This is a genomic window from Micromonospora sp. WMMC415, assembly GCF_009707425.1.
Lineage (GTDB): Bacteria > Actinomycetota > Actinomycetes > Mycobacteriales > Micromonosporaceae > Micromonospora.
Genome location: NZ_CP046104.1, coordinates 6,156,411 through 6,172,813 on the forward strand (window position 1 = coordinate 6,156,411; position 16,403 = coordinate 6,172,813).

Below are 16,403 nucleotides of genomic sequence, written 5' to 3' on the forward strand. Positions count from 1 at the left end.
CGGTGACCACCCTTCGCCCCGCGCTGCTGACCGACCACTACGAGCTGACGATGGTCAGCGCCGCCCTGCGCGACGGCACCGCCGACCGCCACTGCGTGTTCGAGGTGTTCAACCGCCGGTTGCCGATGGGCCGCCGCTACGGCGTGGTCGCCGGGACGGGCCGGCTGGTCGAGATGATCCGCGACTTCCGCTTCGACGCCGACGAGGTCGACTTCCTGCGGCGCACCGGCGTCGTGGACGAGGCCGCGGCGCGGTGGCTCACCAACTACCGCTTCACCGGCGACGTCGACGGGTACGCCGAGGGTGAGCTGTCCTTCCCCGGCTCGCCGATCCTCACCGTCTCGGGCACCTTCGCCGAGTGCGTGGTGCTGGAGACGCTGGTCCTGTCGGTGCTCAACCACGACTGCGCCGTCGCCGCAGCGGCCGCGCGGATGGTCACCGCGGCCCGCGGGCGCACCCTCATCGAGATGGGCTCCCGCCGGGCGCACGAGGAGGCGGCCGTCGCGGCGGCGCGGGCGGCGTACCTGGCCGGGTTCCGGTTCACCTCCAACCTGGCGGCCGGGCAGCGCTACGGGATCCCCACCGCGGGCACCGCCGCGCACGCGTTCACCCTGCTGCACGACGACGAGCGGGCGGCGTTCGCCTCGCAGGTGGCCACGCTGGGCAAGGACACCACGCTGTTGGTCGACACGTACGACATCAGCCAGGGCATCCGCAACGCCATCGCGGTGGCCGGGCCGGACCTGCGCGCCGTCCGGATCGACTCCGGCGACCTGGCCGTGATGGCGCAGCAGTCCCGCGAGCTGCTCGACTCGCTCGGCGCCACCGAGACGAAGATCATCGTGTCCGGCGACCTCGACGAGTACGCCATCGCCGCGCTCGCCGCGGAACCGGTGGACATGTACGGGGCCGGCACCGCCGTGGTCACCGGCTCCGGCGCCCCCACGGCCGGCCTCGTCTACAAGCTCGTCGAGGTCGACGGCCGCCCGGTGGTCAAGCGTTCCGAGCAGAAGGCCACCATCGGGGGACGCAAGGTGGCGGTGCGCCGGCACAAGCCGACGGGCACCGCCACCGAGGAGGTGATCGTGCCGCAGGGCGTGCCGGACCGACGGCCGCACGACCGGCTGCTCCAGCGGTCGTACGTGGTGGGCGGGGAGCCGGTCGACCAGCCGACGCTGGACGAGTCCCGGGAACACCTGCGGCAGTGCCTGATCTCGATTCCCTGGGAGGGGTTGAAGCTTTCGGCGGGTGACCCGGCCATCCCGGTCACCGTCGTTCCGGCGGACTGAGTCTCTGGAGGGACGTCACATGGGCAAGGCGTTGATCATCGTGGACGTGCAGAACGACTTCTGCGAGGGCGGCTCGCTGGCCGTCGGTGGCGGCGCCGCCGTCGCGGCCGGCGTCAGCCGGCTGCTCGCCGCCGATCCGGGCCGCTGGGACCACGTGGTCGCCACGAAGGACTACCACGTCGACCCGGGCCCCCACTTCGGCGATCCGCCGGACTTCGTCGACTCGTGGCCCCGGCACTGCGTGGTGGGCACCCCCGGCTCGGAGTTCCACCCCGACCTGGCCACCGACCGGATAGCGGCGATCTTCCACAAGGGCGAGCACGCGGCCGCGTACTCGGGCTTCGAGGGGCACACCGACGGCGGCGAGTGCCTCGCCGACTGGCTGCGACGGCACGACGTCGACCAGGTGGAGATCGTCGGCATCGCCACCGACCACTGCGTCCGCGCCACCGCCCTGGACGCCTTCGAGGAGGGGTTCGACACCACCGTGCTGCTGGACCTGACCGCCGGTGTCGCCCCGGACACGACCGACGTGGCGCTCCGCGCGTTCGAGGGCGCGGGGATCACCACCCGGGGAAAGCCTGTGATCAGGGCCGCATGACCCGGTAAATCTTTGGCGGTTGTCGTACCCCCGGCTGAGGATGTCCGCGGAGGTACGGACCGTCGTGAACATCAAGGCTTACCGGGAGGCACTCGCCCTGCCCGGTCTCCGGTCGCTGCTGCTGGTGGCGGTCCTCGCCCGGGTCCCGCTCACCGCGACCGGGGTGACACTCACCTTCTTCGTCGTCGAGGACCTCGGCCGGGGGTACGGCGCCGCCGGGCTGGTCGGTGCCGCGATCACCGTCGGCGCGGCCATCGGCGGCCCGCTGCTCGGCCGTCTGGTGGACCGGCGGGGCCTGCGCCCGGTGCTCGTGCTGACCGGCGTCGCCGAGGCGGTCTTCTGGTCCACGGCGCCGATGCTGTCGTACGCGCTGCTCCTGCCGGCCGCCTTCCTCGCCGGCTCACTGGCGCTGCCGATCTTCTCGGTGATCCGGCAGTCCATCGCGGCCATGGTCCCGCCGGCCCGGCGCCGCCCCGCGTACGCGCTCGACTCGATGTCCGTGGAGCTGTCGTTCATGGTCGGCCCCGCGCTCGCCACGGTCGCCGTCACCGCCATCTCCGCCCGGACGACCCTCTACCTGGTCGGCGCCGGCATCGTCGCCGCCGGCGCCGGGCTCTGGCTGCTCAACCCTCCGGTACGCGGCGCCGGTGAGCCGGTCGGGCCGCAGCGGAAGGTGGCCCGGCGCGAATGGCTCACCCCGCGGATGCTCGCCGTGCTCGCCGCGAGCACCGCCGCCACCCTCGTGCTGGGCGGCACCGACGTGGCCGTGATCGCGGTGCTGCGGGACGGCGGCGAGGTCGGCTACACCGGGGTGGTGCTCGCCATGTGGGCGGCCGCCTCGCTGGTCGGCGGCTTCGCGTACGGGGCGGTCACCCGCTCCTGGTCCCCGCTCGTGCTGATGGCGGCGCTCAGCGTCGCCACGATCCCGGTGGGGCTGGGCGGCTCCCACTGGTGGCTGCTCTGCCTGGCGCTGGTCCCGGCCGGCCTGCTCTGCGCGCCGACCATCGCCGCCACCTCCGACGAGGTCAGCCGGCTGGCACCCGCCGAGGCCCGCGGCGAGGCGATGGGCCTGCACGGTTCGGCCATCACGATCGGCATCGCGGTCGGTGCCCCGCTGGCCGGGGCGGTCATCGACGCGTCCGCGCCCGCCTGGGGCTTCGCGGTCACCGGCGCGATCGGCGCGCTGGTCGCCCTGGCCGTGCTCCCGGTCGAGCTGCGCCGCCGCCGGGCCGTGCCGGCTGTGGAGCTGGCCCCCGAGCCCGAGCCCGAGCCCGAACTCGCACCCGCCGCCTAGAGCATCCCGACCTCGACCCGACCGCACCCGGCCCCGCCGACCCAGCCGGCCCGAGCCGAGGCCGGGCCGGCGCTGGGGCCGAGCCGAGGCCGGGCCGGCGCTGGGGCCGAGCCGAGGCCGGGCCGGGCCGCGGGTAGACCTGGCCGGGCTGGCCCGACTTGGCCGGGCCGGGCTGAACGGGCCGGGGCGGCCCGCAAGGTCAACTCCATGCCGCCGGCGTCGCAGGGTCGTCCAGTCCCAGAGCACGCGATGCCGCCGGCATGGAGTGGATCCAGCCTGGCTCGCACGCACCGCCGCCACCCGCGCCGGCCGGGTCACCCGTGCCGGTTGCCGTAGCCGGCGCGCCGGTCACCACGGCCGAACGGCGACGGGCGCCGCTCCCCGGAGGGGAACGGCGCCCGTCGTGCGGGACGTGGACCGTCAGCGGCGGTCGATGTCGCTCGCGACGTCCTCCTGGTAGCTGGCACCACCGTCGGACTCGCTGGTCAGCGGCTTGGCGCCGCCCTCCGGCGGGCCGGCCAGCGACTGGCCACCGGCGGCCAGCTCGGGGAACTTGTAGTCGAACGCCGGCCGCTCGGAGCGGATCCGCGGCATCCGGTCGAAGTTCCGCAGCGGAGGCGGCGAGCTGGTCGCCCACTCCAGCGAGTTGCCGTGGCCCCACGGGTCCTCGACCTCGACCACCGGGCCGGCCTTGTACGACTTCCAGCAGTTATAGATGAACGGCAGCGTCGAGATACCGGTGATGAACGCGCCGATCGTGGAGATCATGTTCAGCGTGGTGAAGCCGTCGGTCGGCAGGTAGTCCGCGTACCGCCGGGGCATGCCCTCGTTGCCCAGCCAGTGCTGCACCAGGAACGTGGTGTGGAAGCCGATCATGGTCAGCCAGAAGTGAATCTTGGCGAGGCGCTCGTCGAGCATCCGGCCGAACATCTTCGGGAACCAGAAGTAGATGCCGGCGAACACCGCGAACACGATCGTGCCGAAGAGCACGTAGTGGAAGTGGGCCACCACGAAGTACGAGTCGGACACGTGGAAGTCCAGCGGGGGGCTGGCCAGCAGCACGCCGGTGAGACCGCCGAAGAGGAACGTGACGAGGAAGCCGATCGAGAACAGCATCGGCGACTCGAAGCTGATCTGGCCCCGCCACATGGTGCCGATCCAGTTGAAGAACTTCATGCCGGTGGGGACGGCGATCAGGAAGCTCAGGAAGCTGAAGAACGGCAGCAGCACCTGGCCGGTGGCGAACATGTGGTGCGCCCAGACGCTCATCGACAGGGCGGCGATGGCGATGGTCGCGGCGACCAGACCCTTGTAGCCGAAGATCGGCTTGCGGGAGAAGACCGGGATGACCTCGGAGACGATGCCGAAGAACGGCAGCGCGACGATGTACACCTCGGGGTGGCCGAAGAACCAGAACAGGTGCTGCCACAGCATCGGCCCGCCGGTCGCGGGGTCGTACACGTGGGCGCCCATCAGGCGGTCGGCGGCGAGCGCGAACAGCGCGGCGGCCAGCAGCGGGAAGACCAGGATCGCCAGCAGGCTGGTGACCAGGATGTTCCAGGTGAAGATCGGCATCCGGAACATCGTCATGCCGGGCGCGCGCAGGGTCAGGATCGTGGTGATCATGTTGACCGCGCCGAGGATGGTGCCCAGACCGGAGATGGCCAGGCCGACGATCCACATGTTGGCGCCGACGCCCGGCGAGTGCTCGACGCTGCTCAGCGGGGTGTACGCGAACCAGCCGAAGTCGGCGGCGCCGCCCGGCGTGATGAAGCCCAGCGTGGCCAGCGACCCACCGAACAGGTAGAGCCAGTAGGCGAAGCTGTTCAGCCGGGGGAAGGACACGTCCGGCGCGCCGATCTGGATCGGCACGATGTAGTTCGCGAAGGCGAACACGATCGGCGTCGCGAAGAACAGCAGCATGATCGTGCCGTGCATGGTGAAGAGCTGGTTGTACTGCTCGGGCGACAGGAACTGCAGCCCGGGCCGGGCCAGCTCGGCCCGCATGATCAGGGCCATCAGGCCGCCGATCATGAAGAACGCGAACGCGGTGACCATGTACATGATCCCGATCTGCTTCGCGTCCGTGGTCCGCAGCAGCCGCGCGATGGCCGACCCCTTGACCGGCGCTCGGACCGGCCAGGGCCGGGTCACGACCGGCTTGGGTGCGACGGTGGTCACGAGTGGCCTCCGGTTCTGGGTTGTCCCGCTCGGCACGCGTTGTTGTCTGCGGGCCGTCATCCGCAAGGAGGATAGTCCCCGGCAGGTGGCAGCGCCGCGTGGGGTGGTCGGGTAACCTGCGCCACCCGGCACCCCGGACCGCGCCCGCGCCCGCCGCCGTCGGCCCCGGCCACCGTCAGAGCGGACCCAACAGCAGCCGGTAGTGCTCGCCGAAGATGCGTCCGCCGCGCCCGCGCAGCAGCGGATCGCGCAGCGCCGGCGGCACGTCGCGGGTCCGGTTGCGGTCCCGGGTCCGGTCCCGCACCCATCGGGTACGCGGGCGACGACGACTCTCGTACGCCGTCAGGGCCGCCTCGACGCTGCCGGCGGCCGTGAGCGACTCGGCGAGCACGACGGCGTCTTCCAGGGCCATCGCCGCGCCCTGGGAGAGGGTCGGCGCGGTGGCGTGCGCGGCGTCACCGACGAGCAGCACCCGCCCCCGGTGCCAGCGGCCCAGCTCGACCTCGTCCGTGGCGCCGACGTGCACGTGGTCCAGGCAGTCCAGCACCTCGGGCACCGGGCCGCCGTAGTCGCCGAAGAGTTCCCGCAGCCGGGCCACCGGGTCGACCGGCGGCTGGGTGCCCGTCTCGTCCGCGTAGCAGTGCAGCCGTCCGGCCCCGATGGGGACGATCAGGAACCCGGCCCGCTGCCCGAGCAGCGCGGTCCACTCGCGGACGGGCGGCGCGTCCCGCACCACGCTGCGGTAGACCACCTGCCCGGTGGGGCGTGGCGGGCCACCGAGGGAGGCGAGCGTACGGATCGAGGAGCGTGGCCCGTCCGCGCCGATCACCAGGTCGTACTCGGTGGCGGTGCCGTCGACGAACGTGACGCCGACGCCGCGCGGCAGCAGGTCGATGCTGCGGACCTCGGCGCCGTGCCGCACGGCACCCCCGGCGCCGGTGAGCAGCACCCGGTGCAGTTCGGCCCGGAGCAGCGCCCGGCACTCTCCGACGCCGGTCCACAGCGCGTCGAGGTCGACCTCGCAGAGCGGCGCGCCCGCGGCGTCGAGGAAGTACTGCCGGTGGATCACCTGGCCGAGGGGGCGGACCGGCCCGTCGAGGTCGAGCCGGCGCAGCGCCCGCGCGGCGTTGCCGGGCAGGTAGAGGCCGGTCTCCGGGAGCTCGCCGGCGGGGAGCTTCTCGGTGACGTCGGGCCGGAAGCCCGCCATCCGCAGCGCCCGGGCCACGGCGAGGCCGGCGATGCCCGCGCCGACGACGAGGATGCGCAGGGGGGAGCCACCCATGGTGGTGTACGCCTCCGGAGGGGGTTCGGCACGCGTTGGAGGCAAGACACTACTCGGCGCAATCGACGCACACCAGAGTCAATCGGTCCCCTCGGGGCAACCCCTTTCCGCGCCGCGCCGGTTCCTGGACGACCACCAGCGGGCCGCCCGTCGCTCACGTGACAAACCTCACTTTCCATCTCATTACTGCCGTCTTGTTGCGCGAGGGTTTCAGAGATGTAAATGTGTCGACTAGCGTGGGAGCGCTCCCGAATCTCCACCACCGACCGTCCGGCGCCACGCGGCGCCGGTGACTGAGGAGCACCATGAAACGTCCACTCCGCGCCATCGCGGCCGCGGCCCTGCTCGCCGCCGGGTCGATCGTCGCCGTGGCCCTCGGCGGCACCGCCTCCGCCGACACCCAGATCTGCGAGCAGTACGGCTCGACCACCATCCAGGGCCGGTACGTGGTGCAGAACAACCGCTGGGGCACCAGCGCCCAGCAGTGCATCAACGTCACCGACACCGGCTTCGAGATCACCAGGCAGGACGGCAGCAACCCCACCAACGGCGCGCCGACCGCGTACCCGTCGATCTTCATCGGCTGCCACTACACGAACTGCTCCCCCGGCACCAACCTGCCCATCCAGGTCAGCCAGATCAGCAGCGCCAACAGCAGCATCACGTACCGCTACGTCAGCGGAGCGACCTACAACGCCTCGTACGACATCTGGCTCGACCCCTCACCCAAGCGGGACGGGGTGAACCAGATGGAGATCATGATCTGGCTCAACCGGCATGGCTCGATCCAGCCCATCGGCTCGCCGGTCGGCACCGCCAGCCTCGCCGGGCGCACCTGGGAGGTCTGGCGCGGCAGCAACGGCTCCAACAACGTCATCTCGTACGTGGCCCCGTCGGCCATCACGAGCCTGAGCTTCAGCGTGCTGGACTTCATCAACGACGTCCGCAACCGGGGCGCGATCACCAACTCCTGGTACCTGACCAGCATCCAGGCCGGCTTCGAGCCGTGGCAGGGCGGTGTCGGGCTGGCCGTCACCAACTTCTCGGCCTCGGTCAACGGCGGCGGCAACCCGACCACCCCACCGCCGAGCACCCCACCGCCCACCACGCCCCCGCCGACCACGCCACCGCCGGGCGGCAGCGGGTGCGCGGTGAAGTACACGCCGAACTCGTGGGGCAGCGGCTTCACCGCCGACGTGCAGATCACCAACACTGGGTCGAGCGCGATCAACGGCTGGACGCTGGCGTACACGCTGCCCGCCGGGCAGACGGTGACCAACTCCTGGAACGCCACGGTGACCCAGAGCGGGTCGTCGGTGACCGCGCGGAACGTGAGCTGGAACGGCTCGATCGCGCCGGGCGGCACGGCCAGCTTCGGCTACCAGGGGACGCTGAGCGGGGCGTACTCCTCCCCGACCAGCTTCACCCTCAACGGAGCCGCCTGCACCCGCTCCTGACGGCTGCGTCGGGGTGCCGCGTCGTTGTGGCGCGGCACCCCGGCGAGGTCGCGTCTCGACGTCACAGCCCGGCCGCGCCGGGACCACGCTGGTCAGACGCGGGTCAGCCGGACGGCGTCGGCGATGACGTACCCGGCGGAACCGCTCCACCGGCTCACCGCCACCCGGTTGGCGTCGCCGGCCGGGAGGGCGAAGGTGCCGAGGTTGCGCCACTGCCCGCCGTTCACCCGCTGGTCGACGTAGACGGTCTGGTTGCCGGTCGTCGTCGCGATGATGTACGGCGTGCTGGCGTTGTAGCCGGAGACCGCCGGCCACCACGCCTCCACCCGGTAGCTCGCGGTCGCCGGGACGTTGAACTTGTACCAGGCCGCGTCGCTGGCCGCGACGGGGTCGGCGTACCGGTAGTCGGCCCCGTACCGCTGGGCGGAGTACGTGGAGACGCCCCAGTTGGCGCTCGCGTTGAACCGACCGGCGGTGGAGTTGTCGACGATCGCGCTCCAGGCCGTGCCGCCACCGGCCATCTTCGCGGCGACGTCGGAGCGCATCACGTTCAGGTCGATGAAGGACGGGTCGATCTTGCCCGTGGTGCTGGTCTCCCGGTGCCCGCGGGCGTAGCTGGCGTCCTTGCCCAGTTGCTTGAGCACGGCGGCCGTGGCGGCGACCGAGGCGTTGTACTGCGCCGCCGTCATCTGCTGGTTGACCCCGTTGTAGTCGATCTCCCAGCCGATCAGCATCGTGTTGCCGTCCCCGGCGGGGATCGGTCCGCTCGCGCGGGCGGTGCCGGCGTGGTTGCAGCGGCCGGCGGAGATGACGTGGAAGACGCCGTGGTAGTCCACCAGCGCCTGGCAGAGCGGGCCGGGCAGGTCGGACCGGCCGTTGATGCAGATGTTGAGCGCCGGGTGCGGGTTGGTGGCGCTCGAGGTCGCGGCCGTGTGGTGCCAGAGCACGCCGATCGGGTTGAAGCTGCCCGGCCGCATGCGGTTGAGCCAGTCGCCGTGGGTCACGACCTGGACGCCGGCGCCCCGCAGCACGTCCACCAACCAGGGGATGGTGGCCATCACGACTCCTGGAGCAGGTCGGCGAGGCACTCCTTCGGCGCGGCGGTCGCGGCGACCGCGGGTGCCGGCCGGGCGGCGACGGCGACCGCGGCGGCGGCCACCAGCGCCGGCACGCCGAGCAGACCTCGGCGGCGCAGACGGACGGGACGGGCAGGGGCCATGGCGTCCTCCAGAGAACTACGAGGATCGATTAATGGCCGTGACGCTACCCTGTCACGTTCGTCAATGTCGATACCCTTCGGCACCCTTGTTTGGGATGAAAGTTTTCGCCATGCCAGGCGCGCCCCGGTCGACCAGCCGAGGCGCTGGGGGAGATCAGGCGCTGCCGAGCGCGTCGATGTCGCGCATCTCCTCGGCGGTGAGGGAGAAGGTGAAGATGTCGGCGTTGGAACGGATTCGCTCCGGCGTCACGCTCTTCGGGATCGCCACGATCTCGTGGTCGACGTGCCAGCGGAGCACCACCTGGGCCGGTGAGACGTCGTGCGCGGCCGCGATCCGGACCAGCACCGGGTCCGACAGGTCGCTGGTCTTGAACGGGCTGTAACCCTCCAGCACGACGCCCCGGTCCCGGTGGTCCCGGTGACGCTGCCGGTCGTACAGCGACGGGCTCCACCGGATCTGGTTGACCGCCGGGGTCTCCTCGGTGGCCTGGATCAGCTCGTCGATCTGCGCGGTGCTGAAGTTGCTGACCCCGACCGTACGGGCCAGGCCCTCGTCCCGGGCGGCGAGCATCTCCCGCCACACCGGGATGCTGTCCGCCGGGTTCGACGGCGGCGCGTGCACCAGCCACAGGTCGACGTGGTCCGTGCCGAGCGCGCGCAGGCTCGCCTCGATCGTCTCCTGTTCCCGGCCCACCCGGTCCGGCGGCAGCTTCGTGGTGATGAAGACGTCCTCCCGGCGCAGGCCGCTCTCGGCGACCGCCCGACCGATCTCCGCCTCGTTGCCGTACATGGTGGCGGTGTCGACGTGCCGGTAACCCGCGTCGAGGGCGGCCAGCACCGCCTCGTACGCCGCCGTTCCGGTGATCTGCCAGGTGCCGAAGCCGAGCAGCGGTATCCGCACGTCGCCGGAGAGCAGAACGGTGGGCTGGTCGAGATCCATACCGACGGTTCTACCCGTGATCGCCCCCGACACACCGGCCAACCGGACCCACACCCCCCGACCGGGCCGACCCCGGGCGGAATCCGCCCCGGTGCCGGAGAATGCGGATGTGGCTGACCGGCTGGCGGAGTACCGGCGCAAACGGGACGCTGCGCGTACCCCCGAACCGGTGCCGGAGCGGGCCCCGGAGGCGGGTGGCCCGGACGGCGCCCGCTTCGTCATCCAGCAGCACCACGCCCGCAGCCTGCACTGGGACCTGCGGCTGGAGCACGACGGCGTCCTCGCCTCCTGGGCGGTGCCGCGCGGGCTGCCCCGGGACACCGGCCGCAACCACCTCGCCGTGCACACCGAGGACCACCCGATGGAGTACCTCGACTTCGCCGGCGAGATCCCCGCCGGCGAGTACGGCGGCGGCCGGATGACGATCCACGACCAGGGCACCTACCGCTGCGAGAAGTGGCGCGACGACGAGGTCGTCGTGACGCTCCACGGGGAGCGGACCAGCGGCCGGTACGTGCTCTTCGCCGCCGGGGGCCGCGACGGACGGGACTGGATGGTCCGGCGCACCGACCCGCCGCCGGACGGCTGGGAGGCCATGCCGGAACTGGTCCGCCCGATGCACCCCACGCCCGCGCGGAAGCTGCCCCGCGACGCCGACAAGTGGGGGTACGAGCTGCGCTGGGACGGCGTGCGGGCGGTCGCGTACGTCTCCGGCGGCCGGCTGCGGCTGCTGTCGGAGACCGACGAGGAGATCACCGGGACGTACCCCTGGTTGCGGGACATGGCCGAGGCGCTGGCGCCGACGGAGGCCGTGCTCGACGGCGTCCTGGTCCGCATCGACAAGGCGGGTCGGGTACGCCCGGCCCGTGGCGGGCGCGCCACCGCCGACGCCCAGTTCCTGCTCTTCGACCTGCTCTGGTTGGAGGGCGTGACCAGCGTCGGGCTGCCGTACGCGCAGCGCCGGGAACTGCTCGACGGGCTGGCGCTGGGCGGGCCCCACTGGCAGACTCCGCCCTGGTTCCCCGGCACCGGCGCCGAGGCCCTGCGGACAGCCGGTGAGCAGGGGTTGCCGGGTGTGGTGGCCAAGCGCCTCGACTCGGCGTACGAGCCGGGCCGGCGCAGCCGCCACTGGCTGAGCATCGACACGAGCTGACCGACCGCGGACGATGCGAGGAGCGCCGTGTACCTGACCCACCTGGAGTGTCCGCGCTGCGGCCGGGAGCACGACGCCGGCAAGCCGCAGAACCTGTGCGGGTGCGGGTCCCCGCTGCTGGCCCGCTACGACCTGGCGGCGGTCGCCGAGGTGGTCACGCCGGAGCGGTTCGGGCTCCGGCCGGCCGACCTGTGGCGGTACCGGGAGCTGCTGCCGGTGGCCGATCCCGGGTACGTCACCACGCTGGGCGAGGGCTGGACGCCGCTGTGGCGCGCCCCGGCGTACGGCGCCGAGATCGGCGTCCCGGACCTGCTGGTCAAGGACGAGGGTCTGGCCCCGACCGGGTCGTTCAAGGCGCGCGGCGCGGCCGTGGGGGTGAGCCGCGCCCGCGAGCTGGGCGTCGAGCGGATCGCCATGCCGACCAACGGCAACGCGGGCGCGGCCTGGGCCACGTACGCGACCCGGGCGGGGCTGGGCGCGACCATCGTCATGCCCCGGGACGCACCCGCCATCTGCCGCCGCGAGTGCGTCGCCGCCGGAGCCGACCTGCGGCTGGTCGACGGGCTGATCAGCGACGCCGGCCGGCACGTCGCACGACTGGTCGCCGCCGCCGACGGCGCGGTCTTCGACGCGGGCACGCTGCGTGAGCCGTACCGGCTCGAGGGCAAGAAGACCATGGGGTACGAGATCGTCGAGCAGCTCGGGTGGCAGGTGCCCGACGTGATCATCTACCCGACCGGGGGCGGCGTCGGCCTGATCGGCATCCACAAGGCGCTGCACGAGCTGCGCGAGCTGGGCTGGATCACCGACCGGCTGCCCCGCCTGGTGGCCGTGCAGTCGACCGGCTGCGCGCCGATCGTCCGGGCCTTCGCCGCCGGCGCCGAGCGGGCCGAACCGTGGGCCGACGCGCGCACCGTCGCGTTCGGCATCACCGTGCCGGCGCCGCTCGGCGACGAGCTGATCCTGGCCGCGTTGCGGGAGAGCGCGGGCACCGCCGTCGCCGTGGCGGACGGGGACCTCCTGGCCGACCTGCGGGGCTTCGCCGCGCGGGAGGGGTTGCTGCTCTGCCCGGAGGGAGCGGCCTGCCTGACGGCGGCGCGGCAGCTGCGGGCGGGCGGCTGGATCCGGGCCGGCGAGCGGGTCGTGGTGCTGAACACCGGCGCCGGCCTGAAGTACCCGGAGACGGTGGGCGTCGGCGGGTTGCCGGTGCTGCCGGCCTGACCGCACATGTGTTAGGAAGGGACCCTTTTACTACCGGAGGCGTTAACAGGGGGCCCTTCCTTACTCCGAGGTGAGGCGCCACGCGGCGTTGATCAGGCCGATGTGCGAGAGGGCCTGCGGGGTGTTGCCGAGCTGAGCGCCGGTGTGCAGGTCGATCTGCTCGCTGAGCAGGCCGACGTCGTTGGCGTGCCCCACCACCCGCTCGAACAGCGCTGCGGCGCGCTCCCGCTCCCCCGCCAGCACCAGGCACTCCACCAGCCAGAACGAACAGAGCAGGAACCCGGCGGGATCGCCGTCCCAGCGCCGTACCAGCCCGCCGTGGGTGGTGAGATCGCGCTCGACGACCTCGATGGTGGCGCGCATCCGCGGGTCGGTGGCCGGGAGGAACCCCGCCACCGGCAGGAACAGCACGGAGGCGTCCATCTCGCTGGCCCCGAAGGAGCCGGTGTACGCCCCGACGCTCTCGTTCCACCCCGCACGCAGCACGCTGCTCCGGATCTCGTCCCGGATCGCCGCCCAGCGGCGGGGGTCCGCGCGCTCACCGAGCCGGGGTGCCAGCGCGACCGCCTTGTCCATCGCCACCCAGCAGAGCACCTTCGACGACACGTAGTGCCGGTCGGTGTCCCGGGTCTCCCACATGCCCCGGTCCGGCAGGTGCCAGGTGTCGGCCACCTGCTCGGTCAGGCCGATCACCATCTCGCGCAGCTCCTCGTCGAACGGGTCGGCGAGCAGGTGGTGCAGCCGCCACACCGCCGAGATCATCTCGCCGGGCACGTCGAGCTGCCGCTGCCGCCAGGCGTCGTTGCCGAAGCGCACCGGCTGGCTGCCGGCGTACCCGCGCATGTGTGTCGAGGCGTGCTCGGAGATGTCCCGCTCGCCCTCCAGACCGAAGAGCACCGGCACCGGCTCCGGGCCGGGGCGGCCGATCGAGCGGGCCGCCCACTGGAAGAGCCGGGACGCCTCGGTGGGGCAGGCGGCCACCCAGAGGGCGTGCAGTGTCATCGAGAAGTCGCGCAGCCAGGCGAACCGGTAGTCGTAGTTCCGGTCGCCGCCGATCCGTTCCGGCAGCGACGTGGTGAGCGCGGCGGCGACCGCCCCGCTGCGGGTGTAGGTGAGGCCGGTGAGGACGACCGCGCTGTGCCGTACCAGGTCCTGGTAGCGCCCTTCGTACTGGTGGGTCTCGCGGTACGCCTCCCACGCCTGCACCGTCTCGGCCAGCATGGTCGCCGGGTCGAGCCGGGCCGGCCGCTCGCCGTACGTGCGCCCGTACCCGGCGGTGAGGCCGACGGTGTCACCGGCGGCGACCTCGAACTCGGTGCGGACCCGGTCCGGGCCAGCGTGCAGCGGCGGGCCGTCCGAGCGCAGCTCCAGCACCGTCGCCCCGGCCACCGCGAGCACCGCGCCGTCCGCCTGGTCGTGCAGGAACGGGGTGAGCAGGCCGTGGTCGGGCCGCGGCGCGAAGTCCGACGCCATCCGTACGCGCCCGGACAGGCCCTCGACGGTGCGCAGCAGCACCGCCGGCGAGTTCATGCCCAGCCGGTGCCCCCGGGCGCCCAGCTCGGCGGCGAGCGCGTCGGTGACCGCGACGCTTCCCTCCGGGGTGTGGTGCACGGTCCGCAGCACCAGCGTGTCCGGCCGGTACGCGCGCTCCACGCGGTGTCCGGGACGGCCCGCACCGACCGGGGCCAGGCACCAGTGCCCGGCGTCGGGGTCGAGCAGCCGCCCGAACACCGCGGGACCGTCGAACCGGTCCGGGCACCACCAGTCGACCGAGCCGTCCCGGCCGACCAGCGCACCGGAGCGGCAGTCGGAGAGGAACCCGTAGTCGGAGATCGCCGGCTGGTCCACCCGCTGCGGGTACCCCGATCCACCGGTGTCAGACCGGCGATCCGCCAGGTCAGGACGTGGGGGGCTGGTCCTCGCCGGCCGCCTCGGCCGCGTCCGCCTCCTCCTTGGTGCGGTGCACCACCTGGTCGGCGTGCTCCGGCGGGCCGTACACGGTGTAGAGCACCAGCGGGTTCGGGCCGGTGTTGACGAAGTTGTGCTTCGTGCCGGCCGGCACCACCACCAGGTCGCCCTGGGCGATCCCGCGCTTCTCCCCCGCCACCCGTGCCTCGCCCGTCCCGCTGACGAAGGTGAGGATCTGATCGACGTCCTCGTGGACCTCCTCGCCGATCTCACCGCCCGGCGGGATCGTCATGATGACCAGCTGGCTGTGCTGCCCGGTCCACAGCACCCGCCGGAAGTCCGGGCTCTTCTCGGCGACCGTCGCGATCGTGAAATGCTCCATGTCGCACCCCTTACCCGCTCCGGCCGTGCGCCACGCCGGGACTCGCAAATGGTGGAATTCCCCACGTCGTGAAGGTTTGGATCCCGGCTGGACGGGGATCGACACCACGACCGGCCCACGGGTCCGGTCGAGCCAGGTCCCCGCTGGCGTACCGCCGTACGGCTGCGGTGGTGGGAGACGGCCAGAGCGCGGCGACGTTCCGACCAGGAGTCGGGCGGCGCCGTGCGCTCGTGTGCGTCTCGGCGCGCCAACGGGGGCCGGAAGTGTCCGATCGTGGACAGTGCAGCCGCCAGCGAGCGGCCCTGACCTGCGGCGGAGCGGACCGGGGATCGGGGTTTGCGGTGACCGCCACGAGTGCCGTGGCTAGGCTGAAGTATGGTGCCCGCCCACGGGGGCCGGGAGGCGGAACCGGTCTACCGCCCCATCCTTGCCAACCGGCGCGGTGAGCTGGAGGCACTCAGCCACCTCGACCCGAGCCTGGCGCCGCTGCTCGCTCCGGTCATCGACGTGTCCCTCCTGGACTCCTTCACCGTGGACGTCCTCGGTCGACTGCCGGCGGCGCTGCTCCCCGCGGTCGACGTCTCCGCCCTGCCCGACGCGCCGGAGACGGAACTGGCGCGCTGGGGCGTACCGCTGGTGCCGGTGATCGGGCTCGCCGAGAGCGAGCGGCGGCTCGTCGCGCACGGCGCCGCGGCCCGGGCCCACGCCCGGCGGGCGCTGGTCCGGTTGCGCATCGGCACGGACCGGGCCGGGCCGGACGCGGCCACCGCGGCGGTGGAACGGGTCTGGCGGTGGACCGGGCTGGACCCGGAGCAGTGTGACCTGCTGGTCGACGCGGCGGACGTGTGCTGCCGGGCCGACGTGCGGGTGGCGGAGCCCCGGGTCCGCCGCCTGCTGGACTGGGCCCGCCGGCACGCCTGGCGCTCGATCAGCGTGGCGGCCGGCGGGATGCCGCCCGCCCTGTCCCGCCTGCCCACCGACGAGCCGGTCCGGCTCGACCGGTGGGACTGGCTGCTGTGGCAGGAGCTGGCGAATCTGGGTGTCGGCTACGGCGACTACGGCGTCCACCCGGCGGCGCGTGACACCGACCAGGCGGGCGACCGGCTGCCCACGATGCGTTACACGGCCGACGGAGCGTGGTGGATCTACCGCTGGTCGCGGCGGGGCGGCCGGGGCGACGACCGGTTCGCGGACCTGTGCCGCACCCTGGTCGCGGCCCCGTACTGGCCGGCGGCGGGTGGGGCGTACTCGTGGGGCGACCACGAGATCGTCCGCCGTGCCCGGCGGTCCGGTGGAGCGGGCTCGACCAGCACCTGGGCGGCGTGGTGCACGTCCCATCACCTCGCCCACGTGCTGACGGCCCTGCGGGCCTCCGCGCGGGACGCCCGGCCGGGACGGATGCCGCCCGGTCAGCCGATCCCCGGTCGGCCCGCCCGGCCGAACCGCGGCGGAACCGCCCGACGGGCCGGTTGATTC

General features: G+C 72.9%; 14 protein-coding genes. 7 read left to right on the forward strand and 7 right to left on the reverse strand.

All coding sequences use genetic code 11. The features are described from left to right. Positions 1–2: 2 nt before the first annotated feature. The 3 genes from GKC29_RS28820 to GKC29_RS28830 are packed head-to-tail and all read left to right on the forward strand — an operon-like array spanning position 3 to position 3,184. A complete protein-coding gene (locus tag GKC29_RS28820) occupies positions 3–1,289 on the forward strand; it encodes a nicotinate phosphoribosyltransferase (RefSeq protein ID WP_155333802.1) in 1,287 nt (428 codons plus the stop codon). 19 nt (positions 1,290–1,308) lie between these two features. Beyond that, on the forward strand, positions 1,309–1,890 hold the full coding sequence (locus tag GKC29_RS28825) for an isochorismatase family protein (protein WP_155333803.1): 582 nt from the start codon (positions 1,309–1,311) through the stop codon (positions 1,888–1,890). A gap of 40 nt (positions 1,891–1,930) precedes the next feature. After that, positions 1,931–3,184 (forward strand): MFS transporter, encoded by a 1,254-nt coding sequence (locus tag GKC29_RS28830; RefSeq protein WP_155333804.1) that lies wholly within the window; start codon positions 1,931–1,933, stop codon positions 3,182–3,184. A 420-nt stretch (positions 3,185–3,604) separates the two neighbouring features. On the opposite strand, the gene ctaD is transcribed toward GKC29_RS28830, so the two are convergent. Both ctaD and GKC29_RS28840 read right to left on the reverse strand, forming a co-directional pair. Then, positions 3,605–5,365 carry a cytochrome c oxidase subunit I gene (ctaD, locus tag GKC29_RS28835; RefSeq protein WP_155333805.1) on the reverse strand — a complete coding sequence of 587 codons (1,761 nt, stop codon included), beginning with the start codon at positions 5,363–5,365 and terminating at the stop codon, positions 3,605–3,607. A 175-nt stretch (positions 5,366–5,540) separates the two neighbouring features. Continuing rightward, positions 5,541–6,647 (reverse strand): FAD-dependent monooxygenase, encoded by a 1,107-nt coding sequence (locus GKC29_RS28840; protein ID WP_155333806.1) that lies wholly within the window; start codon positions 6,645–6,647, stop codon positions 5,541–5,543. 305 nt (positions 6,648–6,952) lie between these two features. On the opposite strand from GKC29_RS28840, the gene GKC29_RS28845 reads away from it, so the two are divergent. Continuing rightward, on the forward strand, positions 6,953–8,104 hold the full coding sequence (locus GKC29_RS28845) for a cellulose binding domain-containing protein (protein WP_155333807.1): 1,152 nt from the start codon (positions 6,953–6,955) through the stop codon (positions 8,102–8,104). 92 nt (positions 8,105–8,196) lie between these two features. Here GKC29_RS28845 and GKC29_RS28850 read toward each other — a convergent pair whose 3' ends face one another. The 3 genes from GKC29_RS28850 to GKC29_RS28855 form a co-directional block, all read right to left on the reverse strand. Beyond that, positions 8,197–9,162 (reverse strand): N-acetylmuramoyl-L-alanine amidase, encoded by a 966-nt coding sequence (locus GKC29_RS28850; RefSeq protein WP_155333808.1) that lies wholly within the window; start codon positions 9,160–9,162, stop codon positions 8,197–8,199. Next, positions 9,162–9,323: a hypothetical protein gene (locus tag GKC29_RS29725; RefSeq protein ID WP_196255764.1), complete on the reverse strand. Its 162-nt coding sequence runs from the start codon at positions 9,321–9,323 to the stop codon at positions 9,162–9,164. Before GKC29_RS29725 ends, GKC29_RS28850 begins: the two co-directional genes overlap by 1 nt. A 154-nt stretch (positions 9,324–9,477) precedes the next feature. After that, on the reverse strand, positions 9,478–10,263 hold the full coding sequence (locus GKC29_RS28855) for an aldo/keto reductase (RefSeq protein WP_155333809.1): 786 nt from the start codon (positions 10,261–10,263) through the stop codon (positions 9,478–9,480). A gap of 109 nt (positions 10,264–10,372) precedes the next feature. On the opposite strand from GKC29_RS28855, the gene GKC29_RS28860 reads away from it, so the two are divergent. Together GKC29_RS28860 and GKC29_RS28865 are read left to right on the forward strand one after the other, a co-directional pair. Next, the gene (locus tag GKC29_RS28860; RefSeq protein WP_155333810.1) at positions 10,373–11,416 is read left to right on the forward strand and encodes a DNA polymerase ligase N-terminal domain-containing protein; all 1,044 of its coding nucleotides are present in this window, start codon (positions 10,373–10,375) and stop codon (positions 11,414–11,416) included. Positions 11,417–11,443: 27 nt separating this feature from the next. After that, the gene (locus tag GKC29_RS28865) at positions 11,444–12,637 is read left to right on the forward strand and encodes a threonine synthase (protein WP_155333811.1); all 1,194 of its coding nucleotides are present in this window, start codon (positions 11,444–11,446) and stop codon (positions 12,635–12,637) included. A gap of 60 nt (positions 12,638–12,697) precedes the next feature. Here the strand turns inward: GKC29_RS28865 and GKC29_RS28870 are convergent, their stop codons facing one another. Continuing rightward, complete coding sequence (locus GKC29_RS28870) at positions 12,698–14,485, reverse strand: glycoside hydrolase family 15 protein (RefSeq protein WP_155333812.1); 1,788 nt, start codon at positions 14,483–14,485, stop codon at positions 12,698–12,700. Positions 14,486–14,534: 49 nt separating this feature from the next. After that, entirely contained in the window at positions 14,535–14,927 is a 393-nt protein-coding gene (locus GKC29_RS28875) for a cupin domain-containing protein (RefSeq protein WP_155333813.1), read from the reverse strand. 375 nt (positions 14,928–15,302) lie between these two features. Between GKC29_RS28875 and GKC29_RS28880 the strand changes: the two genes are divergently transcribed. Then, entirely contained in the window at positions 15,303–16,400 is a 1,098-nt protein-coding gene (locus GKC29_RS28880; RefSeq protein WP_196255765.1) for a beta family protein, read from the forward strand. Positions 16,401–16,403: the final 3 nt, after the last annotated feature.

What these genes read in the sequence shown, in the direction of transcription:
- GKC29_RS28825 (WP_155333803.1), top strand. Translation starts at nt 1,309, where the DNA reads ATGGGCAAGGCGTTGATCATCGTGGACGTGCAGAACGACTTCTGCGAG.
- GKC29_RS28830 (WP_155333804.1), top strand. Translation starts at nt 1,931, where the DNA reads ATGTCCGCGGAGGTACGGACCGTCGTGAACATCAAGGCTTACCGGGAG.
- GKC29_RS28840 (WP_155333806.1), bottom strand. Translation starts at nt 6,647, where the DNA reads ATGGGTGGCTCCCCCCTGCGCATCCTCGTCGTCGGCGCGGGCATCGCC.
- GKC29_RS28845 (WP_155333807.1), top strand. Translation starts at nt 6,953, where the DNA reads ATGAAACGTCCACTCCGCGCCATCGCGGCCGCGGCCCTGCTCGCCGCC.
- GKC29_RS28850 (WP_155333808.1), bottom strand. Translation starts at nt 9,162, where the DNA reads ATGGCCACCATCCCCTGGTTGGTGGACGTGCTGCGGGGCGCCGGCGTC.
- GKC29_RS29725 (WP_196255764.1), bottom strand. Translation starts at nt 9,323, where the DNA reads ATGGCCCCTGCCCGTCCCGTCCGTCTGCGCCGCCGAGGTCTGCTCGGC.
- GKC29_RS28855 (WP_155333809.1), bottom strand. Translation starts at nt 10,263, where the DNA reads ATGGATCTCGACCAGCCCACCGTTCTGCTCTCCGGCGACGTGCGGATA.
- GKC29_RS28875 (WP_155333813.1), bottom strand. Translation starts at nt 14,927, where the DNA reads ATGGAGCATTTCACGATCGCGACGGTCGCCGAGAAGAGCCCGGACTTC.
- GKC29_RS28880 (WP_196255765.1), top strand. Translation starts at nt 15,303, where the DNA reads ATGGTGCCCGCCCACGGGGGCCGGGAGGCGGAACCGGTCTACCGCCCC.